This is a genomic window from Pigmentiphaga sp. NML030171 (assembly GCF_002188635.1).
Classification (GTDB): Bacteria; Pseudomonadota; Gammaproteobacteria; order Burkholderiales; family Burkholderiaceae_B; genus Pigmentiphaga; species Pigmentiphaga daeguensis.
Genome location: NZ_NINX01000015.1, coordinates 128238 through 152500, shown reverse-complemented (window position 1 = coordinate 152500; position 24263 = coordinate 128238). Strand labels below are relative to the sequence as shown.

Here is a 24263-nt window from a genome sequence, read left to right as displayed (position 1 = left end):
CATGCTCCATCGTCCGCCGCCTCTCAATGCCGTCCGGGCCTTCGTCGCCGCCGCCCGCCACCTGAGTTTCACCCGCGCCGGGCAGGAACTGGGCGTGACCCATGGCGCGGTCAGCCGCCAGGTCCGCCAGTTGGAGGACTACCTGGGCGTGGAACTGTTCGAGCGCCGGACGCGGCAGATCGTGCTGACGGCGGCGGGCGCGCAGTTCCTGGCCGATACCGCGCCCGCGCTGGCCAGCATCTCGGCCGCCGCCGGAGTCTTCGTCGGGCGCAGCGCGCCGCGGGCGGTACGGATCAACGTGCGCCCCAGCTTCGCGGTGCGCTGGCTGATTCCGCGCCTGCCGGATTTCGTGGCCCGCCATCCGCAGGTCAAGCCGGAAGTGGTGACCAGCACCCTGGCGCCCGAGAAGGCGCTCGAGAGCTTCGACGTGGCCATCCGGCGCGGCCGCCGCGGCTGGCCCCCGTCGATCGAGGCGCGCGCCTTCATGCAGGACGAAGGCCTGGTCGTGGCAGCGCCGGAGCTGTTGCGGGCACGGCCGATCGGGCGTCCCGCCGACCTGGCCGGACATGTCCTGCTGTATTCCCGTTCCCGCCGCGCGGACTGGGAGGCGTGGTTCACGCAGGTCGGCCGGCCGCGTGCGCGGCAGCAGCAGACGCTGCAGTTCGATCACCTGCATTTCGTGATGCAGGCGGCGCTGGATGGATTGGGGCTGGCGCTGGCTCCGGTGTCGCTGCTGGGCCACGACCTGGCCAGGGGCCGCCTGGCGGCGCCCCTGCCGGACCTGCGGCTGGCGCTGGACCGCTACTACTACGGCATCGCGCCCGACGCGGGGCCCGCCGCCCAGTCGTTCGTCGCCTGGCTGCAGGATGTGGCGCAGGCCGAGCAGCGGCAACTATTGAAGCGGGCGGGGATCGCCGCCAGTTGAGCCGGCCGGTCAGGCGCGCGCGACCTCGGTATCGATCTTGATCGTGGTGGTGGTCATCAGCTTGTGGACGGGGCAGCGGTCGGCCACGGCGTGCAGCTCGGCCACCTGTTCGTCGGTCAGGTCGCCGCTGAGCGCCAGGCGGGCGGTCAACCGGTATTCCCCGCGCCGCTCGTCCTTGTCGTCGCGCACGATTTCCACCTCGACGCCGTCCAGGGGGATGTTCTTGCCCTTGGCGTACACCATCAGCGTCAGCGCCTTGCAGCCGCCCAGCGCGGCGTCGAAGTAGTCGTGCGGGGACGGGCCTTCGCCCTTGGGGACCGGCATGTCCAGAGGCACGTCGTGGGCGCCCAGGGAGATGGTGTAGCGCATGCCGCCGGGCATGTTCGATTTGACGTGTACGCTCATGATTGCTCCGTGGCCGGGGAAGCGAGTGGGGATTCGGGCGTTTCGCGGTAGGCCCGCCAGGCATCGTGCCCGCCCAGCAGCGCCCAGGTATTGGTATAGCCCGCCGCGCGCAGCTTGGTCGCCAGCAAAGCCGCCGAGACTTCGTTGGGGCAGGCGCAGTACACCACGATGTCGGTGTCGTAGGGACCGAGCTGCAACTGGTCGAGGGGCGCGTGCACGTCGACGGCGATGGCGCCCGGCAGGGGATCTTCGGGCTGGGGCCGCACATCCAGCAGCACCGGCCGCCGGCCCTCGCGTTCCCAGGACGCGAGTTCGTCCACGGGCAGGCGGGGGACGGTGCGCAGGTACTTGATGACCCGCCACCGCTGGACCAGCCGATAGGCGATGTACAGCGCCAGCAGCGTGCCCAGGAACAGCAGGCCCATCTGGCCGTACTGGTCGATGGCCAGCAGGATGTCCGCCACCACGGGATGGAACAGCGCGCCCAGCAGGACCGCCGAACCGCCCCAGATCAGCGTGCCGGCGATCTCGTAGCCGACGAAAGTGCGGTAGGGCGCGCGGGTCAGGCCGGCCATCACGGTGCTCAGGGCGCCGGCGCCGGGCAGGAACTTGGCCACCAGCAGCAGGCGCGGCCCCACCTGCAGGTAGCGGCTCTGGGTCTGGCGTATGCAGGAGTCCTGCGACAGGGAGATGCGGCAGATGGTGCTGAGCAGCCGTGCGCCGTGGCGCTGGCCGGCCGCGTACCAGGCGCTGTCGGCGATCAGGCTGGCCGCCACGGTGCCGGCCAGGATCAGCGGCCACGAAAGCTGGTCCTGCGCGGCCAGCGCGCCGGCCACGACCAGCAGCGGATAGGCGGGTATGGGCAGCCCCGCCTGTTCCAGCAGCACGTTGAAGAAGACCAGCCATGCCCCGTAGAGCACGAGCAGCGTCTGTAGATCGGCCAAGTGGGCCTCCCGGATGATTCTCTAGGAGAGGATAGGGGCGTTCGCGGCCGAAACAAGCCCAAGGACCGTGGGGGATTTCGGCCCGCGCCGGCCCACCATACCACAGGCCACGGGCGGCATTCCCGGCCGCCCGGCGGTTCATTCGGCGGTGATGTGCGCCGCCTTCACCACGTCCGCCCAGCGCTGGGCGTCCTTGGCGACGAGCTTGCCGAATTCGGCCGGCGAGGAGGTGGCCGGCACCATGCCCTGGGACTCGAATGCCGAGGCCGTGGCGGGCGATTGCAGCGCCTGCGAGATTTCCTTGTTCATGCGGGCGATGATCTCGGGCGGCGTGCCCTTGGGCGCGAAGACGCCGTACCACATGTCCACGTTGCCGCCCTTGATGCCCGCTTCCTCCAGGGTCGGCACGCCGGGCAACTGCGCCAGGCGTTTCGCGCTGCCGGTGGCGATGGCCTTGAGCTTGCCGCCCTTGATCTGCGGCAGGGCCACGTGCACGGGCAGGAACATCGCGTCTATGCGTCCGCCCAGGATGTCGGTGACGGCGCCCGCCGTGCCCTTGTAGGGCACGTGCATCATCTCGGCGCCGGTCTGTTGCAGGAACAGCGCCATGGACAGGTGGTGGGGCGTGCCCACGCCCGGGGTGGCGTAGGTCAGCTTGCCGGGGGCCGCCTTGGCCGCGGCCACCAGTTCGGCCACCGTGCCGGGCTTGCGCGACGTGGGCGACACCAGCAGCAGCGTGCCCCACGAGGTCAGCGCCACGGGGTCGAAGTCGGCCACCGGGTCGTAGGGCAGCGACTTGTACAGGCTGCGGTTCATGACCAGGGTATTGACCTGCACCATGAAGGTGTAGCCGTCGGGGGCGGCGCGGGCGGCGCGCTCGCTGCCGATGTTGCCGCTGGCGCCGGCCACGTTCTCGGCCACGATGGGCTGGCCCAGGGTCTTGCCCAGCTGGGTGGAGAGCTGGCGAGCCACCAGGTCGATGCCGGTGGCGGGGGTGTAGGGGACGATGAAGGTGATGGGGCGGTCGGGCCAGGCGTAGGCGCTGGCGCACGAACAGGCCAGGGCAAGGGCGCCCAGCGCGCGCAGGGGTCTCGGCATCTCGATGTCTCCTTGGTGTGGTCTCCTGGCAGTATGCGGAAAGCGATATGCTTTGGAAAATGAATTTTTATTCTCATCCATATCCAGCACGATATGGCTGGGGTGACGCTTTCGTTCCCGGTTTTCGCCCATGGATTGGACCCACCGCCTGCGGCTGCGCAATCTCCAGATGCTGCTCAGCCTTGCCCAGACCCGCAACATCAGCCATTCGGCCGCCGCGCTCAACACCACGCAGCCCGCGCTGTCGAAGTGGCTGCGCGAGCTGGAGGACGACATCGGGCTGCCGCTGTTCGAGCGGCATGCGCGCGGGCTGCGGCCCACGTCCTATGGCGAGGCGCTGATTGCCCATGCCCGGCGCATCGAGGCCCAGCTTGACCGTGCCCACAGTGACATGGAAGCCATGCGCGAAGGGGGGAGCGGGCAGGTGTTGATCGGCACCTCGGGCGCGGCGGCGCCGGACACGGTCCCCCTGGCGATGCTGGCCCTGCTGCGGCGCATGCCGCAGGCCCGGATACGGGTGGTGGAAAGCACCATGGACCAACTGATGGAGCAACTGGCGCGCGGCGATCTGGACATCGTGGTGGGGCGTTCGGCGCCCGAGCTGCACGATCCGGCGATCCGGTCGGAGGCGCTGTATCTGGAGCCCATCCATTTCGTGGTTCGGCCGCTGCATCCGTTGTTCGAGGCAAGCGAGCCGACCTGGGATGCGGTGGCGCGGTATCGGTGGATCCTGTGGCCCAGGGGCACGCCCATACGCAATGCGCTGGATGCGGCGCTGGCGGCGGCGGGACGCAGCCTGCCCGTCGATTACGTGGAGTCGAACTCGGCCACGTTGAACATGACGCTGCTGGCCCACAGCGACATGGTGGGGGTGGCGTCGCACCGGGCGGCGATGCGGCTGGTGACGATGAACGCGGTGCGGATCGTGCCGCTGCGGCTGTCGGGGTTCGGGTCGGTGGAAATGTATTGGCGCAATGACGCGTTGCGGCCGGCGGGGGTGGAGGTGGCGTTGGAGTGTCTGAGGGAGGTGGTCAGGGGGCAGGGGGAGCCCTGAGTTCTTGAGACGGCGGCGTCCGGAGCGTATCGGCCCCAGGATGCGGTGGATCCGGCTTCGCCGGTCCACCCGCATCGCCCACGGGACCCGGCGCCGGGCCGCCCCAAGGCGGGTCCCGGCCCCCTTGGGGGGCTGCCGCGTAGCGGCTGGGGGCCCACCATTCTGGGCGCGCGTCAGCGCGTAGGGGGGGGCCCCTTCTTTTCTTTCTCTTCTTTCACGCGGTAGACCAGGACGGCGACGTGGGCCAGGGACAGGACCTTGGCGGTGACGCTGCCCAGCAGCAGGCGCGAGAGGCCGCTGCGGCCGTGGCTGCCGATGAAGATCAGGTCGCAGCCGGTTTCGGCGGCGGCCTGGACGATGCCGTCGGCGACGTTGAAGTTGGAGACGGACAGCGCGGTGCTCTTGACGCCGGCGGTGTCGGCGCGGCTGGTGACGGCGTCCAGGTACTTGGCGGCCTGTTCGGCCGAGGCCTTCTCGTAGGCGTCGTCGGTGATCGCGTAGGCGGCGGCCATGCCGTCGAAGCCGATGGTGGCGGCGAAGGGCTGGGTGACGTGCAGGGCCACGATTTCGGCGTTCACCGAGCGGGCGAAGCTGACGCCGGCGTTGGCGGCCTGGGCGGACAGCGGCGAGCCATCGGTGGGGATCAGGATTTTCTTGAACATGACGTTTTCTCCTTGAAGATCACGAAGATGACCGCTCGAACGCCGGTGCGGTGCGCGGGCGTTTTCGTTACCGCGCAGTACACCACATCTTGGGCGGCTGTGTCTTGATCGGCATCAAGCCAGTACCTTGCGCAGGAAGGCCGAGATGTCCCCGAGTTCCGGCGCACAGACCGAATGGGGCATGGGGTAGGCATGCCATTCGACGTCGTAGCCTTCCTGCCGCAGCAGGTCGCGCGAGGCCGTGGCACGGTCGAGCATGACGATAGGGTCGGCGGTGCCGTGGCCCATGAAGATGGGCGTGCCGGCGTTGGCGGGGCTGCGTTCCGCGGCGAAGCTGGCGGCCAGGGGCAGGTAGCCGGACAGGGCCACCAGGCCGGCGAGTTTGTCGCGCAGGCGCAGCCCGGTGTGCAGGGTCATCGCGCAGCCCTGCGAGAAGCCGGCCAGCACGATGTGTTCGGTGGCGATGCCGCGCTGGTTCTCGCGCGCGATCAGGTTTTCGACCAGGCGCTGCGAGGCGCGGATGCCGGCATCGTCCTCGCGCCGGACGAGGTCGCTGACGATGATGTCGTACCAGGCGCGCATGGCCATGCCGCCGTTGATGGTCACGGGCTGCACGGTGGCGTGCGGGAAGACGAAGCGCACGGGTGGCAGGCCGCGCAGGTCCAGTTCGGGGACGATGGGCTCGAAATCGTGGCCGTCGGCGCCCAGGCCGTGCAGCCAGATCACGGCGCGGGTGGGGTTCGGGCCGGTCTCGGTCTGGACGCAGTCGAGCAGGGTATCGGTCATGGCATTCTCGATGATTGAGGGGCCGGCGCTAAGAGGCGGGACGGATCGCCGTCTTGGGGCGGAACGCCTTGCACACGGTTTCGTCGGTTTCGACGTAGGGGCCCTCGAGGAGCTGGATGCAGTAGGGCACGGCGGCGAAGATGCCGGGGACCACCAGCTTGCCGTCGGCTTCGCGCAGTCCTTCCAGGGTCTCGCGTATGGCCTTGGGTTGTCCGGGCAGGTTGATGATGAGGGCGGCGCCGTCCGCCGCCGACGTGCCGCGTTCGCGGATGACGGCGACCTGGCGCGACAGGATGGCGGTGGGCACGAAGCGCAGCGAGATCTGGCGCATCTGCTCGCCGAACCCGGGCATTTCCTTGGAGGCCACGGCCAGCGTGGCTTCGGGTGTGACATCGCGCCGCGCCGGGCCGGTGCCGCCGGTGGTCAGGATCAGGTCGCAGCCGAGTTCGTCGCACAGTTCCGTCAGCGTGGCCGAGATGGCCGGCGCGTCATCGGCGATCAGCCGCTCGACGTAGCGCACCGGCGTGCGCAGGGCGCCGTCGAGCCAGGCCTTGAGCGAGGGGATGCCCTCGTCGGCGTAGACCCCGCTGGAGGCGCGGTCGCTGACGGACACCAGGCCGCACAGCAGTTCGTCGGGATGGTTGCGCACGAGGCGCTTGGCGGAAGTCGTCATGGCGGCGGTGGGATCAGTTGTCGTCTTCGTCGTCGTCGGGGGACGGCGACCCGGCATCGGGAGCGGCCTGCAGCCGCTTGATTTCCTGGAACAGCGCGCGGTAGTGCTTGCGCTGCGGTTCGCGCCCGGGCAGCAGGGCGGCGTTGGCGGCCTGTTCCTTGCGGGCGGCGCGTATCAGTGCCCGCAGGGGCTGGGCCTGGGCGTGGGGGTACAGGTCCATGAAGCCCGTGAAGTGTTCGTCGCTGGCCAGCAGGCGGTCGCGCCACAGTTCGAGCTGGTGGAAGGCGGCGATCTGCTCCATGGATTCGCCGTCCCACTCGGCCAGCATGGCCTGGATGGGCTCGACGTGCGCCTCGCGCATCAGCTTGCCGACATACTGCAATTGCCGGCGCTTGCCTTCGTGGGAGGTGATGCGCTGCGCCTCGCGTATCGCGTCGTACAGGCGTTCGGCCAGGGGCAGTTGCCGCAGCTTGGCGTCGGGCAGCCCGACCAGGCGTTCCCCCAGGTCCTGCAGGGCGGCCATCTGCCGCTTGAGCTGCGACTTGCTGGGGGACTGGTATTCGCCGTCCGGATCGGCTTCTTGCGCCGGGACCAGGGGCGATGGACTACGTTTGGAGCGGGACATGGAAAATGACGTGCTTCGACGGTAAGAAGGCTGACACCAGCTATCATAAAGCCTTGCCTTCCCGCCCGGGCCGCCTTGCCCGCGTGCCCGGGCCGCCTCCTTCCCGAAGAAATTCCATGGCCACATCCCCGTCCCGCAAGAAAACGACCGCCGCGCCGGCCCGTCCCGCGCTCGATACCGATCCCGCCGCCTTCCGCCAGTTGATCCAACGGGTGCTGGACGAATCCAGGCGCGTCGGCGCCACCGACGCCGCGGCCGAGGTGTCCGAAAGCCAGGGGCTGGCCGTGTCGGTGCGCCGGGGCTCGCTGGAGACGGTCGAACAGACGCGCGACCGGTCCCTTGACATCACCGTGTACGTCGGGCAGCGCCGTGGCTCGGCCTCGACCTCGGATTTCTCGGACCAGGCGGTGCGCGACACCGTCCAGGCCGCCTTCCACATCGCCAGCCATACCGCCGAGGACCCGGCCGCGGGCCTGCCCGACGCCGACCTGCTGGCCACCGAATTCCCGGACCTGGATCTCTACCACCCGTGGGATCTGCCGGCCGAGGCCGCGGCCGAACTGGCGCTGCGGGCCGAGCGCGCGGCTCTGTCCACCGACCGGCGCATCACCAATTCCGACGGCGCGTCGGTGTCCTCGTACGAAGGACACTTCGTGATGGGGAACACCCGCGGTTTCCTGAACGGCTATCCGTACTCGCGCCATTCGCTGTCGGTATCGCCGATTGCGGGGCGGGGCAATAACATGCAGCGCGACGACTGGTACACCAGCGACCGCGACTGGGCCCGGCTGGCCGACCCGGCCAGCGTCGGCCGCTACGCGGCGGAACGGGCGCTGTCCCGGCTGTCCGCGCGTCGCATCCCCACCGGCAAATATCCCGTGCTGTTCGAGGCGCCCCTGGCCTGCGGCCTGCTGGGCTCGCTCACGCAGGCCCTGAGCGGCGGGGCGCTGTACCGCAAATCCAGCTTCCTGGTCGACAGCCTGGGCCGGCAGATCTTCCCGGGGCACATCGACGTGCTCGAGGATCCCGCCATCAAGGGCGCCCAGGGCAGTGCCGCGTTCGACGACGAAGGCGTGCGCACGCAGGCGCGCAAGGTCGTCGACGGCGGCGTGGTCCAGGGCTATTTCCTGTCCAGCTACACGGCCCGCAAGCTCGGCATGGTCACGACCGGCAACGCCGGCGGCTCGCACAACCTGGTGCTGGCCTCGCGCACGACGCGCCGGGGCGACGATTTCCGTGCCATGCTGCGCAAGCTGGGCACCGGCCTCCTGGTGACCGAGCTGATCGGACAAGGCATCAACTACGTGACCGGCGACTATTCCCGCGGCGCGTTCGGCTATTGGGTCGAGAACGGCGAGATCCAGCATGCCGTGCAGGAAATCACCATCGCCGGCAACCTCAAGGACATGTTCGGCAGCATTGCTGCCGTGGGGGCGGACACGCTCACGCGCGGCACCAAGACGACCGGGTCCATCCTGTTGCCGGAAATGTCGATCGCCGGACGCTAGGGCCTGCGCGGGGCTCCTTTTCGCGTGAACAGGCCCTGGTGTCGGCCGGCGGGCACGCCGGGTGCTGAAAGATGTGCCGCCGGAGCGAATGGCCCGGCGTTCCATGCGTCACTCAGGAGAGCCTATGAACGCACGGCCTTTGCATCGCATCGTCATCGCCGGCGGCGGCGCGGGTGGACTCGAGCTGGCGGTACGCCTGGGGCGGCGCCATGGTCCCGAGCACGTCACGCTGATCGACGCCACGCCCTTCCACATCTGGAAGCCTTCGTTGCACGAGGTCGCCGCGGGCACGGTGGACATCCACCGCGACGGGCTTTCCTATGCGATGCTCGCGCACGACAACGGTTTCCGCTTCGTGCTGGGAGAAATCCAGGACGTCGACCGCCAGGCGCGCGACGTGCGGGTGGCGGCCCTGCGCGACGCCGACGGCACGGCCATCCTGCCCGAACGGAAGGTCCCCTACGACACGCTGGTGCTGGCCGTGGGCAGCCTGGGCAATTTCTTCAATACGCCCGGCGCCGACCAGTATGCGATCTCGCTGGACACCACTGACGCGGCCGAGCGTTTCCGGCTCGCGCTGCTCAAGGCCATGGCACGCGCCTCGGCCGGCATCGACGAGGCCACGCCGGGCGTCGTCAACGTCGTGATCGTGGGGGGCGGCGCCACCGGCGTGGAGCTGGCCGCCGAATTGCACGAGGCGGGCAATACGATCTCCGCCTACGGGCTGCCCGGCATGACGCGCCAGAACCTGCGCATCACGCTGATCGAGGGCGGTCCGCGCATACTCGGGCCGCTGCCCGAGCGCGTCGCCAAGGCGGCCGAGGAGCTGCTGGTGGAGCGGGGCGTGACGGTGGTGGCCGACTGCCGCGTCTCCGAGGTCACGCCGCATACCGTGGTGGCCCAGGACAAAGTGTTCGACGCCGACCTGTGCGTCTGGGCGGCGGGCATCAAGGCGCCGTCGCTGCTGTCCCGGCTGGGGCTGCCGCTGAACCCGATGCAGCAGGTGCAGGTGGACGAGACGCTGCGCACCCAGGACCCCGACATCTACGCCCTGGGCGATTGCGCCGCGGCGCCGTGGCGCGAGACCGGCAAGACCGTGCCCGCGCGGGCCCAGGCCGCGCACCAGCAGGCCTCGTATCTGCTGCCGCTGTTGTCCGCCCGCATACGCGGGGAGTCGGCCTTCGCGGCGCCGTTCCGCTTCCGCGACTTCGGCTCGTTGGTGTCGATCGGCCATGCCGGGGGGGTGGGCAGCCTGATGGGCAATCTTTCCGGCCGCAAGCTGCTGGTGGAAGGCTGGATCGCCCGCATGATGTATGCCGGCACGCATTGGTCGCACTACGCCGCGGTACTGGGGTGGTGGGGCGCCAGCGTGCGCTCGCTGAGCCGCTTCCTGAGCCGCCGCTCGCAGCCCCGGGTCAAGCTGCACTAGGCTGAATCGCCATGCATGGGGGGTGTCCTCAGTGGCGGGGATTGAGTTCTTGAACCGTCCTTGATCGGTGGGGCGGGGCGGCCCGCTCGGGGGGCGCAGCGAAGCCGGTCCCGCTGCGCGGGACTGCCCGGCGAGGGCAGGCTTGGCGGGGTGGGCGCAGAACTCGGGCGGGCACAGTCCCCCGGACTGTGCCTACTGCCGCCCTCAAACAGCTGCGCCCTTGCTTCCCCGCCAAGCCCACCCTCACCGGCGGCTCCGAATGCGCCCCCCGAGCGGGCCGCCCCGCCCCACCGACCAAGGACTACGGTGGTGATAAGTGACGATCGCAGATCAAGACATAGCGAGGGTTCCTTCTCCCGTTCAACAAGACCGGGTAAAGAACATGAATGTCGATTCCGCCTAGTCCCCGCCACGCGTCCTCCAGCCCAGGGTTTGTCCCTGTCCCAGGTTCCATTGACAGCCGAAATTTGCATGATAAAGTCATGTAAATCGTCATGACCTGCACAGCGGCCGGAGCGACATGAAACTCAGAATCGATGCCCATCCCGACCCCATGATGGGGCTGGTTCCCCTGTTCACCGCGATCGACGCCGGCCTGTTCGCCAAGCGCGGCATCGAACCCGTGTTCGTGCAGCGGTCGGCGGTGCAGGCCATCGAGGACATGCGCGCCGACCGCATGGACCTGACCTTCTCCGGCCCCACGCTTACCATCATGGCGCGCGAGCGGTTCGACCTGCCGTCCCGCTTCGTGTCGGCCGCCGCGCTGCGCGGCTCCTATGCCGGCCGCAGCGCCGACTTCATGAATCTCATCGCCCGCCACGGCGTGGCCATCGAACGGCCGTCGGACTTCGAAGGCAAGCGCCTGGGTGCCTTCGCGCTGGACGGCGGTATCACGCACTCGGCGCCGCTGCACCTGTTCAACCTGCACGGCGTCGACGTCTCGCGCGTGCAGTGGGTGCCGATGCCTTTCCACAAGATGCCGGACGCGCTGGCCGCGGGCGAGATCGACGTCGCCATCTGCGTCGAGCCGCTGGTCACCCTGATGCTGCGGCGCGGCCTGGGCCGCGCGGTGGACGAGGTGCTGGGCGAGGGCTCGCTGGCGATGGCCAGCACCGGCAATCCGTCGCTGGTGTCGAACTGGTGGACCACGCAGGCGGCCTACGCACGCGATCCCGGGCTGTTCGCCGCCACGGCCGATGCGCTGGCCGAAGCCGTGGGCGTCGTGTACGCCGATCCGTCGGCCGCGCTGGACGCGATGGCCCGCCATACCGGCCAGGACTCCGCGCTGCTGCGCGAGATCGGGTTCAAGACCACGCTCTTCCACCCCTTCGGCATGGACGATCCCGAGGTCAAGGCCATGTACCGCAGCTGGGTGACCGTGCTGCGCGGCGCCGGCCTGCTCGACCACGACATCGACGTGGAGCAGTTCTTCTGATTTCGAAGCCGCCGCGCGCGGATGGATGTTAGTCACTGTCGGGAGATCGTCATGAAGCAGTCCAGTTCCAGGGTTCGCCGCGCGCTCTTGTTCTGCGCGGCATTGGCCTGCGCGCAGCCGGGCCTTGCCGGCGCCCAGCCGTCCGGCGCCGCGCCGGAGAAAGCCGTGATGTTCATCGGCTGGCGAGCCGAGGCCGAGTGGGGCGGCTTCTTCCAGGCCGTGGCCAAGGGCATCTATCGCAAGCACGGGCTGGACGTCGAGATCCGCCTGGGCAATCCGCAAAGCAATCCCACGCCCATGCTGCTAGCCGGGCGCGTGGATTTCACGGCGGGCAGCAGCGGCACCTCGCTCAACGCGGCGCGCGAAGGCGCTCCGCTGATGTCGGTGGCCGCGATCTTCCAGAAGGACCCGCGCGTGCTGATCGCCCATCCCAACCAGGGCGTGGACAGGATCGAGCAGATCAAGGACCGCACGGTGCTGGTGGGCGCGCTGGGCATGGCGACCTTCTGGCCCTACCTGCGCGGGCGCTTCGGCTTCACCGACGACCAGGTCAAGCCCTATACCTTCTCGCTGGCGCCTTTCCTGGCCGACAAGAAGGTGGTGCAGCAGGGGCTCATCACCAACGAACCGCTGGCGCTGAAGAAGGCCGGCGTCGAGAACCCGGTGTCCTTCCTGCTGGCCGACTACGGCTGGGATCCCTACATGACCACCATCGTCACCACGCGCGACAACGTCGAGAAGCGGCCGCAGTTCGTGCAGAAGTTCGTCGATGCGTCCATCGAGGGCTGGTACAGCTACCTGTACGACGACCCGTCGCCCGGCAATGAACTGATCAAGCGCAACAACCCCGAGATGACCGACGAGCAGATCGCCTTCGCGATCCAGGCCATGAAGGAGCGCGGCCTGATCGATTCCGGCGATGCGAAGCGCCTGGGCATCGGGGCGATGACCGACGCGCGCTGGGAGCATTTCTACCGGTCCATGGTGGACGTGGGCGTGCTGCCCTCCGGCCTGGACGTGCGCAAGGCCTACACGCTGAAGTTCGTCAACAAGAAGGTCGGCATGCGATGACTGGAACGGCCATGGATACCGGCCGCGTGCTGGAACTGCGGAACATTTCCAAGCGCTTCGGCAACGGCACGCTGGCGGTCGAGAACCTGAGCCTGTCGCTGGCGCGGGGAACCTTCGTCAGCCTGCTCGGACCCTCGGGCTGCGGCAAGAGCACGGTGCTGCGCATGATCGCCGGACTGTCCGAGCCGACCGCCGGCGATGTCGTGCGGCAGGGGGCCAAGGGGGCGGTCGGCTTCGTCTTCCAGGAGCCCACGCTGATGCCCTGGGAGACGGCGCTGTCCAACACCACGCTGCCGCTGGACCTGGCGGGCGTGCCGCGCGACGAGGCCCGGCGGCGCGCCGCCGAGGCGCTCGAGAAGGTCGGGCTGAAGGGATTCGAGCATGCCCTGCCGCGCGAGCTGTCCGGCGGCATGAAGATGCGCGTCTCCATCGCCCGGGCCATCGTGACCCGGCCGCAGGTCCTGCTGCTGGACGAGCCCTTCGCGGCGCTGGACGAGATCACGCGCTTCAAGCTCAACAACGACCTGCTGCGGCTGTGGCAGGACCAGCGCTTCACCGCCGTGTTCGTCACGCACTCGGTGTTCGAGTCGGTGTACCTGTCCCAGCGGGTGATCGTCATGGCCGCGCGGCCGGGGCGGCTCCATGCCGATCTGTCCATTTCTCCCGACGCCGAACGCGGCGAATCGTTCCGCACCTCGGCCGAATACGCGCACCTGTGCAGGCAGGCCTCGGAAGCCCTCGAAAAGGCGATGAACGCATGAACCCCAAGCTCCGTACCGCGCGCATCGTCCTGCCCGTCGTCATGGGCGTTCTTTGCCTGCTGGCCTGGGAGGCGATCGTGCGCGGCCTGCGCATCTCGCCCCACATCCTGCCCGGCCCGGCCGACATCGGCCGGGCGCTGGTCGAGGACTGGCCGCTGCTGTCGGCGGCGCTGTGGGTCACGCTGAAGATCACCGCCTCGGCCTTCGTCAGCGCCGTGCTGGTGGGCGGCGCCATCGCGATCCTGTTCAGCCTGTCGAAGTGGATAGAGCTGACCTTCTTCCCCTATGCGGTCATCATGCAGGTCACGCCGGTGGTCGCCATCGCGCCCCTGCTGATCATCTGGGTGGACAACGTGCAGGCGGCCCTGCTGATCTGCGCGTGGCTGGTGGCCTTCTTTCCCATCCTGTCGAACACCATCGTCGGCCTGAACAGCGCCGACCACAACCTGCGCGACCTGTTCCGGCTCTACGGCGCCACGCCTGGCCAGACGCTGCGCCGGCTGCGCATTCCGTCGGCCATGCCGTACTTTCTGGCGGGCGTGCGCATCTCGGGCGGGCTGTCGTTGATCGGCGCGGTGGTCGCCGAGTTCGTCGCCGGGGCGGGCGGCCAGGGCTCGGGCCTGGCCTATCGCATCCTCGAGGCCGGCTACCAGTTGAAGACGCCGCGCATGTTCGCGGCCCTGCTGATGATTTCCTGCACCGGGGTACTGATCTTCCTGGCGACCTCGTGGGTGTCGCAGCGCATCCTGCGGCGCTGGCACGAAAGCGCCATGGAGCGCGAATCTTGAAAACGCTGGCCGCGGAGCTCGAACGGGCGGCCGGCGCCTACGTCCTGCGCGGCGCGCGGGCGCCCGCGGCGCTGCTGCCCGCGGCCTTGGCCGGGTTGGCCGACGCCCAGGGCCTGGCGGACGTGGACCTGGCGGTCGAAGGAGGGCGCCTGGGCGCGGTCGCGCCCGCCGGGACGCTGCAAGGGGGCGCGGGGCCGATCCTGGCCGGCCGGCAGGTCTGGCCGGCCTTCCATGATCTGCATACCCACCTGGACAAGACGCACACGCTGGCGCGCGCGCCCAATGACGACGGCACGCTGCTGGGGGCGGTCAAGGCCGTGATGGCCGATCATGCGCGCTGGCGGCCGGCCGAGCTCGAGGCGCGCGCCGACTTCGCCCTGCGCTGCGCCTGGGCGCACGGTACGGCCGGCCTGCGCACGCACCTGGATGCGGCCGGTCCGCAGGCGCGCATGGCATGGGACGTCATGCTGGGGCTGCGCGAGCGATGGAGGCACCGGGTGCGGGTGCAGATGGTGGCCATGGCGCCCATGGAAACCTATCTGGGCGACGGCGCCGAGGACTTCGTGCGCCGGGTGGCCGAGACCGGCGGCGTACTGGGCGGCGTGACGCGCGTGCCCGGGCTGGCGCCGCCCGCCGCGCGGCAGCGCCTGGGGCTGGCCCTGGATGCGTTGTTCGACTGGGCCGTGCGCTATGGCCTGGACGTGGATCTGCACGTGGACGAATCCTGCGAACCCGAGGCCGATTCCCTGCTGGAGGTCGCGCGGCGCACCCAGGCGCGCGGCCTGGGCGGGCGGGTCGTATGCGGCCATTGCTGCAGCCTGGCCGTCCAGGAGGACGAGACCCGCGAGCGCGTGCTGGATGCCTGCCGCGACGCGGGCCTGGCTATCGTCAGCCTGCCGCTGGTCAACCTGTTCCTGCAGGACAGGAAGGCGGGCCGCACGCCCCGGCTGCGCGGGCTGCCGCCGTTGCAGGAAATCTCGGCCCGTGGCATTGCCGTGGCGTTATCGAGCGACAATTGCGCAGATGCATTCCACGCCTACGGAGACTACGACATGCTGGAGGTATTCCGCGAAGCCGTGCGCAACGGCCACCTGGACCGGCACGCCGGCCGCTGGTCCGCCAGCGTGACGGCGATCCCGGCGGCCCGGATGCGCCAGGCCGGATCGGGGCGGCTCGAACCTGGCGAGCCGGCGGATTTCGTGATTTTCGACGCCCGCGGCATTCCCCAGTTGCTGGCCCGGCCCCAGTCCGACCGCCTGGTCGTCCGCGACGGCCGGCTGCTGGCCGTGTCGCCGCCGTCCTTCGACGAACTCGACGCGGCGCTGGCGCGCGCGGGGCTGGAGTAGGCCATGGCACGATCTTCATCGGCGAATCCGCCGCGCCGGCCCGGGCACTCGCAGGCCTTCCCGGAAGGCGGCCTGCTGGCGCCCCGGGTCAGTACCTTGAGCAAGGCGCTGACCCGCAGCGCCGTCCAGTTCGCCAAGGCGCACTATGGCCTGTCCCAGGTGGAGTGGCAGGTCGTCACCCTGCTGGGCGTGTTCCAGCCGGTGTCCATACGCGAACTGGCCTATCACGCCATGCTCGATGCCGCCCAGATCAGCCGGGCGGTGTCCTCGCTGGTGGCGCGGGGCGACGTCAACCGCGCGCGCAGCGCGCGCGACAGCCGCGAGGCGGAGCTGTCGCTGACGCCGCAGGGACTGGCCATGCACGCGGAACTGACCGCCGCCGCCCAGGCCCGGAACCGGCACGTGCTGGACGGGCATTCCGCGGCCGACGTGGCCAGGTTCTTCACCATGCTGGACAGTTTCATCGCCCGGGCCAGGCAACTAAGCGACCAGGAATGAAGCGGGCGGGTGGCCGGCCCGCCGGCCGGTCCCTACAATAGCCCCCACTTCATTTCCCCGACGGAGTTCCAGCATGGACGCACGCGACGCAATGGCCGGCCGCCCGGGCGGGCGCAACCTGATCACCGACGTCGCCGGCCTGCGGGTGGGGCAGGCGCACGACGCCCGGGCCTGCACCGGCGTCACCGTGATCCTGCCGGACGAGCGGGCCATGGCCGCGGTGGACATCCGCGGCGGCGGGCCCGGCACGCGCGAGACCGACACCCTGGGCGCATCCAATCTCGTGCGTTCGGTCGATGCCATCGTGCTGTCCGGCGGTTCCGTCTACGGCCTGGCCAGCGGCGACGGCGTGGCCGCCTGGCTGGGGGCGCAGGGGCGCGGCTTCACGCTGCTGCACCAGCCCGGCGTGCCGCCTTCGCCCATCGTGCCGACCGCGGTGCTGTACGACCTCGCCAACGGCGGCGACAAGCAATGGGGCGAGGCCCCGCCCTATCGCGACCTGGCCTTGCGGGCCGCTCGCCAAGCCCAGCCCGGTTTCGACCTGGGCACGCACGGCGCGGGCTTCGGCGCCTCGGCGGGGGCGCTCAAGGGGGGATTGGGATCGGCGTCCTACGTCACGCACGACGGCATGACCGTGGGCGCCATCGTGGCCTGCAATAGTTTCGGCTCGGTGGTGGCGCCGCAGGGGCGGCGCTTCTGGGCCGGGGCCTTCGAGATCGGCGACGAGTTCGGCGGCCTGGGCCCGGCGAATACCCGGGCAGAGGGCGAGAACTGGGAATACGCCAAGCTGGATCCCCGCCCCCGCGCCAACACCACCATCGCCTGCGTCGCCACCGACGTCGCGCTGTCGCCCGACGAGTTGCAGCGCGTGGCCACCATGGCGCAGGACGGCTTGGCCCGCGCCATCCGCCCCATCCATGCGCCGTTCGACGGCGATACCGTGTTCGCGATCTCCACCGGGCAGCGCCAGGCGCCGATGATGGAAGGCCCGGTGGACCCGCGGCCCTTCATCGTCTGCCGGCTGGGCGCGCTGGCCGCCGACGTGCTGGCCCGCGCCGTCGCGCGCGGGGTGTACAGCGCCGTCACGCCCGAGGGGATGACGACGCCGGCGTGGTCGAGTTTCTGAGTCGTAACGTCTAAGGGTCTCCTCAGGGGGAACTTGCTCCCGCAGTAGCTTGAATGGTATATTTTTTTGGTATATATCATTCTGGGAGATCTCCATGGATACTGCCAAGATCTTCTGGTCCGGCCGTTCGCAAGCGGTGCGGCTACCCAAGGAATACCGTTTCGACACTGAGGAGGTCCGCATTCGGCGTCAGGGGAATGCCGTCATCCTGGAACCGGTCGCACAGAACTGGGCCTGGCTCGATGCCGTCATAGGGCCGGTCGATGAAGATTTCGAACGGGCCGCCACAGAAGCGGCACGGGAGCAGGAGCGTCCCGAGCTGGACTACTTCAAGTGAAATACTTGCTTGACAGCAACGCCGTCATTGCGCTTCTGAAGGGCCATCCCGGATTCCTGGAGCGACTCCGGCGCCACAAACCCGCGGATTTCGCGCTCTCCGCTATCGTGGCCCACGAACTTTTTTATGGCGCGTACAAAGGACTGCGGACTACGCAGAACCTGGCGCGACTCGACGCCCTGCAATTCGAAGTTCTCGCCTTCGATCAGGAAGATGCGCGGCAGGCTGGCGAGCTGCGCGCGACGCTGAACGCTGCCGGAACACCGATCGGCCCGTACGACGTGCTCATCGCCGGTCAGGCGCTGGCGCGTGGTCTGACGCTCATCACGCACAATGTACGCGAGTTCCCGCGCATACCCGCGTTGCGGGTCGAAGATTGGGAAGCATAGGCGGCCGGCTCAACCCTCTGCGCGCCACGTCCCCGACTTCCCGCCTTTCTTCTCCATCAGCCGCACGTCGGTCATGACCATGCCCCGGTCCGCCGCCTTGCACATGTCGTAGATCGTCAGCAGCGCGACGTTGACGGCGGTCAGCGCCTCCATCTCCACGCCGGTGCCGCCCACGGTCTCGGCGCGCACGGTGCAGCGCACGGCGCTCGCTTCCTCGTCCAGCAAGAAATCGCAGGCCACGTGCGTCAAGGGGATGGGATGGCACAGGGGGATCAGGTCCGAGGTCTTCTTGGCGGCCATGATGGCGGCGATGCGCGCGATGCCCAGCACGTCGCCCTTCTTGGCGTTGCCGTCGCGGACCAGGGCCAGCGTGGCCGGCTGCATGCGTATCGTGCCGGCCGCCACGGCCACGCGCGCGGTGGCCGGCTTGGCGCCGACGTCCACCATATGGGCCTGCCCGGCCGCGTCGAAATGGGTCAGGGGGGATTGCGCCATCATGCGTCTCCGGTGGCGATGGGCGAGCCGGGGCGGCTGCTCCATTCGCTCCACGAGCCGGGGTACAGCACCGCCCCGGTCAGGCCCGCCACTTCCATGGCAAGCAGGTTGTGGCAGGCGGTGACGCCGGAGCCGCACTGGCTGATGACCCGGTCGGCGGGCGTGCCGCCCAGCACGGCCTCGAACTCGGCCTGCAACTGCGCGGCGGGTTTGAAGCGTCCGTCGGGCTGGAGGTTGTCGCGCAGGAAGCGGTTGGCGGCGCCGGGGATGTGGCCGCCCACGGCATCCAGGGTCTCGTTCTGGCCGCGGAAGCGGTCGGGGGCGCGCGCATCGACGACCAGGCGCGCCCGCGTGTCCAGGTTGGCCCGCACGTCCTCGTAGGTCGCGGTCGCGACCAGCGGTGGCCGCAGCGTGAACGCGCCCGGGGCGGGCGCGGCGGGCTGGCCGGCCTCCAGCGGGTAGCCGGCCTCGCGCCAGGCCGCCAGCCCGCCGTCCAGCACCGCGACGGCCTCGTGGCCCGCCCAGCGCAGCAGCCACCAGAGGCGGGCGGCCATGGCGCCGCCGGCGGTGTCGTAGCACACCACCTGGGTGGCGTCGGAGACGCCCAGGCGGGCCATCAAGTCGGCGAAGTCCTCGCGCCGCGGCAAGGGGTGGCGGCCATTGCCGCCGGTCTTGGCGCCGCTCAGGTCGCGGTCCAGGTGGACGTAGCGGGCACCGGGGACATGCGCGGCCGCGTGGGCGCGCTCGCCCGCGCCGGTGTCCGCCAGGTCGAAGCTGCAATCGCACACGACGACCGGCGAGGGGGATTGCAGCAGCGCGTGCAGCGCCTGCGCGGAAATCAGGGTGCTGAGGCTCATGGCATGTCCTGTAAGCGTTGCCGTGCGGCCGGCCCGATACCGGCCGCTATAGGTAAATTTTTCACGTTTCGACAGGGGAGCGGGAACCCGTCGCCCAAGCTGGCTATCATACCGGTATGCCGAATTCCGAACGTTCCCCGTCGCTGCGCCGCAAGGCCGTCGCGCTGCTGCTGCCGGCCCTGCTGGCGGCGGCCGCGCCGGCGCTGGCGCCCGCCCAGCCGGTCGGGCTGCCCGACCTGGGGGACTCGGCGGCGCAGGAGCTCTCGCCGCGGCTGGAGCAGCGCCTGGGCGACGCCATCATGATGGAGTCACTGCGCGACCCGGCCTATATCGACGATCCGGACCTGCTCCAGTACCTGACCGGCATGGCGCGCCAGCTGTCGGCCCAGGCGCCCGCAGGCACGCCCAACATCAACGTGTTCGCGGTGCGCGATCCCAGCATCAACGCCTTCGCGATGCCGGGCGGCTACATAGGCGTGCACACCGGGCTGGTGGTGGCCGCGCAGTCTGAGTCCGAGCTGGCCGGCGTGCTGGCGCATGAAATCGGCCACGTGGTGCAGCGGCACATCGCCCGGGGCCTGGTGCAGCAGAAGCAGGACACGCTGATCATGGTGGCGGCCCTGCTGGCGGCGCTGGTGGCCGCGCGCGGCAACTCGCAGGCGCCCGAGGCGGCGATGGCCTTCGGCCAGGCCGCGGCGATCAACTCGCAACTGGGCTTCTCGCGCGAGGCCGAGCGCGAAGCCGACCGCACCGGCTTCCAGATGCTGGAGGCGGCCGGCTACAACGTCAACGGCATGGCCTCGTTCTTTGGCCGGCTGATGCAGGCGTCGGGGCTGAATGAAAGGACCGGCCAGGCCTTCACCCGCACCCACCCCCTGTCCATCGAGCGCATGTCCGACATGCAGAACCGGGCGCGCGGCGTGGTGATCCATGACCGCCCGAGTTCCTCGGATTTCTATTTCGTGCGCGCCAAGATGCGCATGCTGCAGGCAAACAGCGGCCAGGATACCATCGAGGCCATCCGCTATTTCCAGAACCGCAGCACCGAGGCCCAGGGCATCGAGCGTGCCGCAGCCTACTATGGCATGGCGCTGGGCTATGTGCGCCAGCGCGAATACGGCAAGGCCAACGACGCCTACCTGGCCGCCACGTCGGGCGCGCGCACCCATTTCATGCTCGAGCACCTGGCCATCGACCTGGCGCTGGCGCGCAACGACACGCAACAGGCCATGAGCCTGGCGCGTAGCGCCGTCGCGCGCTGGCCCGAGCAGCGCGGCCTGGCCATGGCAATGGCCGAGTCCCTGCAACGCGCCGGCCGCAACCAGGAGGCGGTCGATTTCCTGAAAGAGCAGATGCTCAAGTGGAGCGACGAGCCCCGCTTCTACCAGATGGCCGCGGTCAGCTATTCGCGGCTGGGCAGCACCGTGAACGAGCGCCGCAGCATGGCCGACTATTACGCGATGACCGGCGCCCTGCCGGCCGCGGTCGAGCAGTTGCAGCAGGCGCGCGCGGCTTCCAGGGATTTCTACGAGCAGTCGCAGATCGACGCGAAGGTGCGCGAATACCAGCGCCGGTTGAAGGAAGAGCGCGACCTGCTCAAGCGCTTCCAGAGCTGACGGGCTCGGGCCTGTCGACGAAGCCGAAGGCCTGGCCGGCCGGGCCGCGCAACGGGGCCAGCGGCGCGGCGGCGGCGCCAACCGGCGGATAGACCACGGACAGGGTCGCGGCCCCGGCCGGCGCCTGGCCGGTGTCGGCCAGCCAGCCCGGCGGGGCATCGAGCAGCGGCTGCCCCGATGCCAGCTTCATGCGTTCCAGCACGTCGGGCAGATGGCGATCCTCGACCATGGCGGGACCGTGTTCGGTCGCGGCGTAGAGCCTGCCCATGGCGTCCAGCGCCCAGCGATCCACGCGGGACACGGCATGGCCGGTATGGGTGGCCAGCGAACCGGCCGCATCCGCCTGGCGCAGGATCAGCGGCGCCGCGTCCAGCCTCACGAACACGCGTTGCGGACCGTTCTGGAAGAACCAGCGGCCCTGCTCGTCGTGCCCGTAGTTGCGTCCGATGAAGGCCAGGATCCCGGTGTTGGAAATGGAGACGCCCGGCCCTCCCGCCAGGGCGTCGCCGGCGGGATGCAGGCGCCAGCGGCCCCGGGCATCCAGCGACAACCAGCCATACGCGTCCGGCACGTCGGGCCAGCGCGCCATGGCGGCCAGGACATCGCTATCCATGCCCCGCCAGCCACGACTGCGGCGTGATTTGCCGGGGATCCGTGCGCAGTTCCAGCAGCGCCGGGCGGCCGGCCGCGCAGGCGCGCTCGAATGCGGCGGGGAAGGCTTCGGCGCTTTCCACCCGTTCGGCGTGGGCGCCGAACGACAGTGCCAGCGCGACGAAATCGGGGTTGCGCAGGTCGGTGGCGCTGACCCGGCCCGGGAAGCGCTTTTCCTGGTGCATGCGAATGGTGCCGTACATGCCGTTGTTGACGACGATGACGACGACGGCGGAGCCGAATTGCAGCGCGGTGGCCAGTTCCTGGGGATACATCAGGAAGCAGCCGTCGCCGGACACGCAGACCACGGTGCGGTCGGGATGGCGCAGCTTGGCGGCTATCGCCGCGGGCAGGCCGTAGCCCATGGCGCCGCAGGTGGGGGCGAGTTCCGTGCGCGGCCGGCGGTAGCGGTAGAACCGGTGCAGCCACACCGCATAGTTGCCGGCGCCGTTGGCGACGATGGCGTCGTCGGGCAGGGCGCGGTCCAGATGGGCGACGACCCGGCCCAGGTCGACGCCGCGGGCCTCGGCATGCGGCGCGGGCACGACCTGGTAGCGCGCGTGCAGTTCGCCGGCGCGGCGGGTCCAGTCGTCCCAGGCGCGCGAGGCCGGGGCTTCCAGGCCGCGCAGCAGCGCGGCGGCCTTTGCCGGGGCGGACTGGATGGCCAGGTCGGGCTGGTAGACGCGGCCCAGTTCGGCCGCGTCGGCGTGCAGGTGGATCAGTTTCTGGGCCGGGCGGGGGGGCGTCAGCAGCGTGTAGCCGCCGGTGGCGATCTCGCCCAGCCGCGTGCCCACGGCCAGGACGAGGTCGGCGTCGCGCACCAGCTCGGCCAGTTCGGGGTTCATGCCCAGGCTGAGGTGGCCCGCGTACTGGGGCCGCCGGTTGTCGAAGATGTCCTGGCGGCGGAAGGCGCAGGCCACGGGCAGGTTCCATGCCTGGATGAAGGCCGAGAAGTCCGAGGCGGCGGGCTCGCTCCAGTTCGATCCGCCCAGGATGACCAGCGGACGGCGGGCCTGGGCCAGCATCTCGCGCAGGCGCGGGGCCGCGTCGGGATCGGGGCCGCCGGCGACTGCCGGGGCGACCGCGGCCGGCGCGGACGGGCAGGCGGCGCTCAATACGTCTTCGGGCAGGGCCAGCACCACCGGTCCGGGGCGGCCCGAGGTGGCGCAGGCGAAGGCCCGCGCCACGAGTTCGGGTATGCGCGCGGCGTCGTCGATGCTGACGACCCACTTGGCGATGCCGCCGAACATGGACTGGTAGTCGATTTCCTGGAAGGCTTCGCGGCCCAGCTCGCGGGTGGGCACCTGGCCGACGAACAGGATGAGCGGCGTCGAGTCCTGCTGCGCGATGTGCACGCCTATGCTGGCGTGGGTGGCGCCGGGGCCGCGCGTGACGAAGCAGATGCCCGGCCGCCCGGTCAGCTTGCCGTCGGCTTCGGCCATGTTGGCGGCGGCGCCTTCGTGCTTGGCGACGACGACGTCGATGTCGGCGTGGGCGTGCAGGGCATCCAGCACGTCCAGGTAGCTTTCGCCCGGGACGCAGAAGACGCGGTCGACGCCGTTGGCGGTCAGCGCGTCGACCAGGAGGCGGCCGCCGGTGGTGGCCGAGGCGTTGGATACCGTGGAAGTCGAGGCCATGGAAGCATCCGTGTGGTTTTCTCCATTGTCGAAGAAAACGCCGGGGATGTCAGCGGGGGCTTGCCCGATGCGGGGCCGGGCAGGGCTAGCGGCCGTTCCGGAAGAAGTCCGCCAGCCTGCGCGGCAGCCAGTTCAGGTTGCTCGGGAAGCTGCCCGTGGGGAAACCCGCGTGGCCGCCCTGTGCCGGCTGGTGCAGGACCACGTGGCTGGAGGCCTGCTCGGGAGTCGGCAGGTAGCGGCCGGGAAGGAACGGGTCATTGCGCGCGTTCAGCACCAGCGTCGGGATGGCGATGTCCATCAGCAGGGGCTTGCTGGAGGCGCGCGTCCAGTAGTCGTCGACGTCGCGGAAGCCGTGCGTGGGCGCGGTGTAGGCGTCGTCGAACTCGTACAGGTCGCGCGCGTTGGCCACGCGCAGCACGTCGATGGTGCCGGGGAAGCGCTGCGCCTTCTGCAGCGTCTTGGACTTCAGCGTGCGCAGGAACATGTGGGTGTAGATCCGGCGGTTGATCAGTCCGGTGCCCAGCGTGCGCCCGCCGGCCATGAGGTCGACCGGGGCCGAGACGCCCGCGGCGGCGGCGAGCCAGCCGGCGGTGGCGCCGGCCTCGCCCAGGTATTTCAGCAGCGCGTTGCCGCCCAGCGAGATGCCGGCGGCGTGCCAGTGCATCCGTGGCAGGCGCTGCCGCACCGCGTCCAGCATGAAGCCGACGTCGGCCGAGTCGCCCGAGTGGTAGGCGCGGGGCAGGCGGTTCGGCTCGCCCGAGCAGCCGCGGAAATGCGGGACGACGACGGTCCAGCCGCGCGCCCGGAAATACTGCGAGATGGCCTGCGCGTAGTGGCTGGCGCTGCTGCCTTCCAGACCATGGAACAGCACGAGCCCGTTGCGCGACGCGGCGGTGGTGCCGGCCGTCTCGGCCAGCCGCGCGAACAGCTCGGGGCCGACGACCGTATCGGGGCCGAGGCCCGGGGCGGTCCAGTCGAAGTCGATGAAATCGCCGTCGGGCGTGTCCACCCGTTCGCGCTGGAACGAGGCGTGATGGTGCGACGAGAGCTGCGACGCGAAGATGGTCTGGCTATGTCCTTCGGGCAACCATGCGGGAGTGGGGCAGGGTGTCGTGTCCAGGTAGGCGGGCATGCGAGATGGGCGGGC

26 protein-coding genes are annotated in these 24263 nt (G+C 69.9%); 14 read left to right on the top strand and 12 right to left on the bottom strand.

Translation table 11 applies throughout. The features are described 5' to 3' along the window. Position 1: 1 nt before the first annotated feature. Positions 2 to 925 (top strand): LysR substrate-binding domain-containing protein, encoded by a 924-nt coding sequence (locus CDO46_RS03245; RefSeq protein ID WP_087837127.1) that lies wholly within the window; start codon positions 2 to 4, stop codon positions 923 to 925. 9 nt (positions 926 to 934) lie between these two features. Here CDO46_RS03245 and CDO46_RS03240 read toward each other — a convergent pair whose 3' ends face one another. The 3 genes from CDO46_RS03240 to CDO46_RS03230 all read right to left on the bottom strand — a co-directional run bounded on the left by CDO46_RS03240 (position 935) and on the right by CDO46_RS03230 (position 3372). Beyond that, positions 935 to 1330 (bottom strand): OsmC family protein, encoded by a 396-nt coding sequence (locus tag CDO46_RS03240; RefSeq protein ID WP_087837126.1) that lies wholly within the window; start codon positions 1328 to 1330, stop codon positions 935 to 937. Further along, positions 1327 to 2274, bottom strand: a complete 948-nt coding sequence (locus CDO46_RS03235; protein WP_087837125.1) for a DedA family protein/thiosulfate sulfurtransferase GlpE — start codon at positions 2272 to 2274, stop codon at positions 1327 to 1329. The genes CDO46_RS03240 and CDO46_RS03235 overlap by 4 nt, the downstream gene beginning before the upstream one ends. A 138-nt stretch (positions 2275 to 2412) precedes the next feature. Then, entirely contained in the window at positions 2413 to 3372 is a 960-nt protein-coding gene (locus CDO46_RS03230) for a tripartite tricarboxylate transporter substrate binding protein (protein WP_087837124.1), read from the bottom strand. A 130-nt stretch (positions 3373 to 3502) separates the two neighbouring features. On the opposite strand from CDO46_RS03230, the gene CDO46_RS03225 reads away from it, so the two are divergent. Next, on the top strand, positions 3503 to 4426 hold the full coding sequence (locus CDO46_RS03225; protein ID WP_087837123.1) for a LysR family transcriptional regulator: 924 nt from the start codon (positions 3503 to 3505) through the stop codon (positions 4424 to 4426). Between the two features lie 173 nt (positions 4427 to 4599). On the opposite strand, the gene CDO46_RS03220 is transcribed toward CDO46_RS03225, so the two are convergent. The 4 genes from CDO46_RS03220 to yjgA all read right to left on the bottom strand — a co-directional run bounded on the left by CDO46_RS03220 (position 4600) and on the right by yjgA (position 7172). Then, positions 4600 to 5088, bottom strand: a complete 489-nt coding sequence (locus CDO46_RS03220) for a universal stress protein (protein ID WP_087837122.1) — start codon at positions 5086 to 5088, stop codon at positions 4600 to 4602. A 114-nt stretch (positions 5089 to 5202) separates the two neighbouring features. After that, positions 5203 to 5874 carry an alpha/beta hydrolase gene (locus tag CDO46_RS03215; RefSeq protein ID WP_087837121.1) on the bottom strand — a complete coding sequence of 224 codons (672 nt, stop codon included), beginning with the start codon at positions 5872 to 5874 and terminating at the stop codon, positions 5203 to 5205. A 28-nt stretch (positions 5875 to 5902) separates the two neighbouring features. After that, entirely contained in the window at positions 5903 to 6547 is a 645-nt protein-coding gene (gene mog / locus CDO46_RS03210; RefSeq protein WP_087837120.1) for a molybdopterin adenylyltransferase, read from the bottom strand. Positions 6548 to 6560: 13 nt separating this feature from the next. Then, positions 6561 to 7172, bottom strand: a complete 612-nt coding sequence (gene yjgA, locus CDO46_RS03205; RefSeq protein WP_087837119.1) for a ribosome biogenesis factor YjgA — start codon at positions 7170 to 7172, stop codon at positions 6561 to 6563. Between the two features lie 116 nt (positions 7173 to 7288). On the opposite strand from yjgA, the gene pmbA reads away from it, so the two are divergent. The 11 genes from pmbA (at position 7289) to CDO46_RS03150 (ending at position 17860) form a co-directional block, all read left to right on the top strand. Beyond that, a complete protein-coding gene (gene pmbA / locus CDO46_RS03200) occupies positions 7289 to 8680 on the top strand; it encodes a metalloprotease PmbA (protein WP_087837118.1) in 1392 nt (463 codons plus the stop codon). Between the two features lie 124 nt (positions 8681 to 8804). Then, a complete protein-coding gene (locus CDO46_RS03195; RefSeq protein ID WP_087837117.1) occupies positions 8805 to 10109 on the top strand; it encodes an NAD(P)/FAD-dependent oxidoreductase in 1305 nt (434 codons plus the stop codon). A 520-nt stretch (positions 10110 to 10629) separates the two neighbouring features. Continuing rightward, positions 10630 to 11544, top strand: a complete 915-nt coding sequence (locus tag CDO46_RS03190; RefSeq protein ID WP_087837116.1) for an ABC transporter substrate-binding protein — start codon at positions 10630 to 10632, stop codon at positions 11542 to 11544. Positions 11545 to 11595: 51 nt separating this feature from the next. Further along, the gene (locus CDO46_RS03185) at positions 11596 to 12615 is read left to right on the top strand and encodes an ABC transporter substrate-binding protein (protein ID WP_165963041.1); all 1020 of its coding nucleotides are present in this window, start codon (positions 11596 to 11598) and stop codon (positions 12613 to 12615) included. 11 nt (positions 12616 to 12626) lie between these two features. Beyond that, on the top strand, positions 12627 to 13376 hold the full coding sequence (locus CDO46_RS03180; RefSeq protein ID WP_243724404.1) for an ABC transporter ATP-binding protein: 750 nt from the start codon (positions 12627 to 12629) through the stop codon (positions 13374 to 13376). Next, entirely contained in the window at positions 13373 to 14164 is a 792-nt protein-coding gene (locus CDO46_RS03175; RefSeq protein WP_087837113.1) for an ABC transporter permease, read from the top strand. The genes CDO46_RS03180 and CDO46_RS03175 overlap by 4 nt, the downstream gene beginning before the upstream one ends. Further along, complete coding sequence (locus tag CDO46_RS03170; RefSeq protein WP_165963042.1) at positions 14161 to 15510, top strand: cytosine deaminase; 1350 nt, start codon at positions 14161 to 14163, stop codon at positions 15508 to 15510. The genes CDO46_RS03175 and CDO46_RS03170 overlap by 4 nt, the downstream gene beginning before the upstream one ends. Positions 15511 to 15513: 3 nt before the next feature. Further along, a complete protein-coding gene (locus CDO46_RS03165) occupies positions 15514 to 16008 on the top strand; it encodes a MarR family winged helix-turn-helix transcriptional regulator (protein ID WP_087837111.1) in 495 nt (164 codons plus the stop codon). 73 nt (positions 16009 to 16081) lie between these two features. Beyond that, entirely contained in the window at positions 16082 to 17134 is a 1053-nt protein-coding gene (locus CDO46_RS03160; RefSeq protein WP_207958585.1) for a P1 family peptidase, read from the top strand. A 94-nt stretch (positions 17135 to 17228) separates the two neighbouring features. Continuing rightward, complete coding sequence (locus tag CDO46_RS03155; protein ID WP_087837110.1) at positions 17229 to 17471, top strand: antitoxin; 243 nt, start codon at positions 17229 to 17231, stop codon at positions 17469 to 17471. Next, complete coding sequence (locus CDO46_RS03150; RefSeq protein ID WP_087837109.1) at positions 17468 to 17860, top strand: type II toxin-antitoxin system VapC family toxin; 393 nt, start codon at positions 17468 to 17470, stop codon at positions 17858 to 17860. The genes CDO46_RS03155 and CDO46_RS03150 overlap by 4 nt, the downstream gene beginning before the upstream one ends. Before the next feature lie 9 nt (positions 17861 to 17869). Here CDO46_RS03150 and moaC read toward each other — a convergent pair whose 3' ends face one another. Both moaC and CDO46_RS03140 read right to left on the bottom strand, forming a co-directional pair. Then, the gene (moaC, locus tag CDO46_RS03145; protein WP_087837108.1) at positions 17870 to 18355 is read right to left on the bottom strand and encodes a cyclic pyranopterin monophosphate synthase MoaC; all 486 of its coding nucleotides are present in this window, start codon (positions 18353 to 18355) and stop codon (positions 17870 to 17872) included. Then, the gene (locus tag CDO46_RS03140; protein ID WP_087837107.1) at positions 18355 to 19212 is read right to left on the bottom strand and encodes a sulfurtransferase; all 858 of its coding nucleotides are present in this window, start codon (positions 19210 to 19212) and stop codon (positions 18355 to 18357) included. Before CDO46_RS03140 ends, moaC begins: the two co-directional genes overlap by 1 nt. 116 nt (positions 19213 to 19328) lie before the next feature. Between CDO46_RS03140 and CDO46_RS03135 the strand changes: the two genes are divergently transcribed. After that, positions 19329 to 20828 carry a M48 family metalloprotease gene (locus CDO46_RS03135; protein WP_087837106.1) on the top strand — a complete coding sequence of 500 codons (1500 nt, stop codon included), beginning with the start codon at positions 19329 to 19331 and terminating at the stop codon, positions 20826 to 20828. Here the strand turns inward: CDO46_RS03135 and CDO46_RS03130 are convergent. From CDO46_RS03130 to CDO46_RS03120, 3 genes are all read right to left on the bottom strand, one after another. Continuing rightward, positions 20809 to 21441: a DUF2946 family protein gene (locus CDO46_RS03130; protein WP_087837105.1), complete on the bottom strand. Its 633-nt coding sequence runs from the start codon at positions 21439 to 21441 to the stop codon at positions 20809 to 20811. The two genes, CDO46_RS03135 and CDO46_RS03130, sit on opposite strands and share 20 nt — an antisense overlap. Beyond that, entirely contained in the window at positions 21434 to 23116 is a 1683-nt protein-coding gene (locus tag CDO46_RS03125) for a thiamine pyrophosphate-binding protein (RefSeq protein WP_087837104.1), read from the bottom strand. Before CDO46_RS03125 ends, CDO46_RS03130 begins: the two co-directional genes overlap by 8 nt. 85 nt (positions 23117 to 23201) lie before the next feature. Next, positions 23202 to 24248, bottom strand: a complete 1047-nt coding sequence (locus CDO46_RS03120) for a YheT family hydrolase (protein ID WP_087837103.1) — start codon at positions 24246 to 24248, stop codon at positions 23202 to 23204. Positions 24249 to 24263 lie beyond the last annotated feature (15 nt).

Bases quoted from the DNA above. Each gene is read 5' to 3' on its own strand.
- CDO46_RS03245 (WP_087837127.1), top strand. From the start codon at position 2: ATGCTCCATCGTCCGCCGCCTCTCAATGCCGTCCGGGCCTTCGTCGCC.
- CDO46_RS03240 (WP_087837126.1), bottom strand. From the start codon at position 1,330: ATGAGCGTACACGTCAAATCGAACATGCCCGGCGGCATGCGCTACACC.
- CDO46_RS03230 (WP_087837124.1), bottom strand. From the start codon at position 3,372: ATGCCGAGACCCCTGCGCGCGCTGGGCGCCCTTGCCCTGGCCTGTTCG.
- CDO46_RS03225 (WP_087837123.1), top strand. From the start codon at position 3,503: ATGGATTGGACCCACCGCCTGCGGCTGCGCAATCTCCAGATGCTGCTC.
- CDO46_RS03220 (WP_087837122.1), bottom strand. From the start codon at position 5,088: ATGTTCAAGAAAATCCTGATCCCCACCGATGGCTCGCCGCTGTCCGCC.
- CDO46_RS03215 (WP_087837121.1), bottom strand. From the start codon at position 5,874: ATGACCGATACCCTGCTCGACTGCGTCCAGACCGAGACCGGCCCGAAC.
- mog (WP_087837120.1), bottom strand. From the start codon at position 6,547: ATGACGACTTCCGCCAAGCGCCTCGTGCGCAACCATCCCGACGAACTG.
- yjgA (WP_087837119.1), bottom strand. From the start codon at position 7,172: ATGTCCCGCTCCAAACGTAGTCCATCGCCCCTGGTCCCGGCGCAAGAA.
- pmbA (WP_087837118.1), top strand. From the start codon at position 7,289: ATGGCCACATCCCCGTCCCGCAAGAAAACGACCGCCGCGCCGGCCCGT.
- CDO46_RS03195 (WP_087837117.1), top strand. From the start codon at position 8,805: ATGAACGCACGGCCTTTGCATCGCATCGTCATCGCCGGCGGCGGCGCG.
- CDO46_RS03190 (WP_087837116.1), top strand. From the start codon at position 10,630: ATGAAACTCAGAATCGATGCCCATCCCGACCCCATGATGGGGCTGGTT.
- CDO46_RS03185 (WP_165963041.1), top strand. From the start codon at position 11,596: ATGAAGCAGTCCAGTTCCAGGGTTCGCCGCGCGCTCTTGTTCTGCGCG.
- CDO46_RS03180 (WP_243724404.1), top strand. From the start codon at position 12,627: ATGGATACCGGCCGCGTGCTGGAACTGCGGAACATTTCCAAGCGCTTC.
- CDO46_RS03175 (WP_087837113.1), top strand. From the start codon at position 13,373: ATGAACCCCAAGCTCCGTACCGCGCGCATCGTCCTGCCCGTCGTCATG.
- CDO46_RS03165 (WP_087837111.1), top strand. From the start codon at position 15,514: ATGGCACGATCTTCATCGGCGAATCCGCCGCGCCGGCCCGGGCACTCG.
- CDO46_RS03160 (WP_207958585.1), top strand. From the start codon at position 16,082: ATGGACGCACGCGACGCAATGGCCGGCCGCCCGGGCGGGCGCAACCTG.
- CDO46_RS03155 (WP_087837110.1), top strand. From the start codon at position 17,229: ATGGATACTGCCAAGATCTTCTGGTCCGGCCGTTCGCAAGCGGTGCGG.
- moaC (WP_087837108.1), bottom strand. From the start codon at position 18,355: ATGGCGCAATCCCCCCTGACCCATTTCGACGCGGCCGGGCAGGCCCAT.
- CDO46_RS03140 (WP_087837107.1), bottom strand. From the start codon at position 19,212: ATGAGCCTCAGCACCCTGATTTCCGCGCAGGCGCTGCACGCGCTGCTG.
- CDO46_RS03135 (WP_087837106.1), top strand. From the start codon at position 19,329: ATGCCGAATTCCGAACGTTCCCCGTCGCTGCGCCGCAAGGCCGTCGCG.
- CDO46_RS03130 (WP_087837105.1), bottom strand. From the start codon at position 21,441: ATGGATAGCGATGTCCTGGCCGCCATGGCGCGCTGGCCCGACGTGCCG.
- CDO46_RS03125 (WP_087837104.1), bottom strand. From the start codon at position 23,116: ATGGCCTCGACTTCCACGGTATCCAACGCCTCGGCCACCACCGGCGGC.
- CDO46_RS03120 (WP_087837103.1), bottom strand. From the start codon at position 24,248: ATGCCCGCCTACCTGGACACGACACCCTGCCCCACTCCCGCATGGTTG.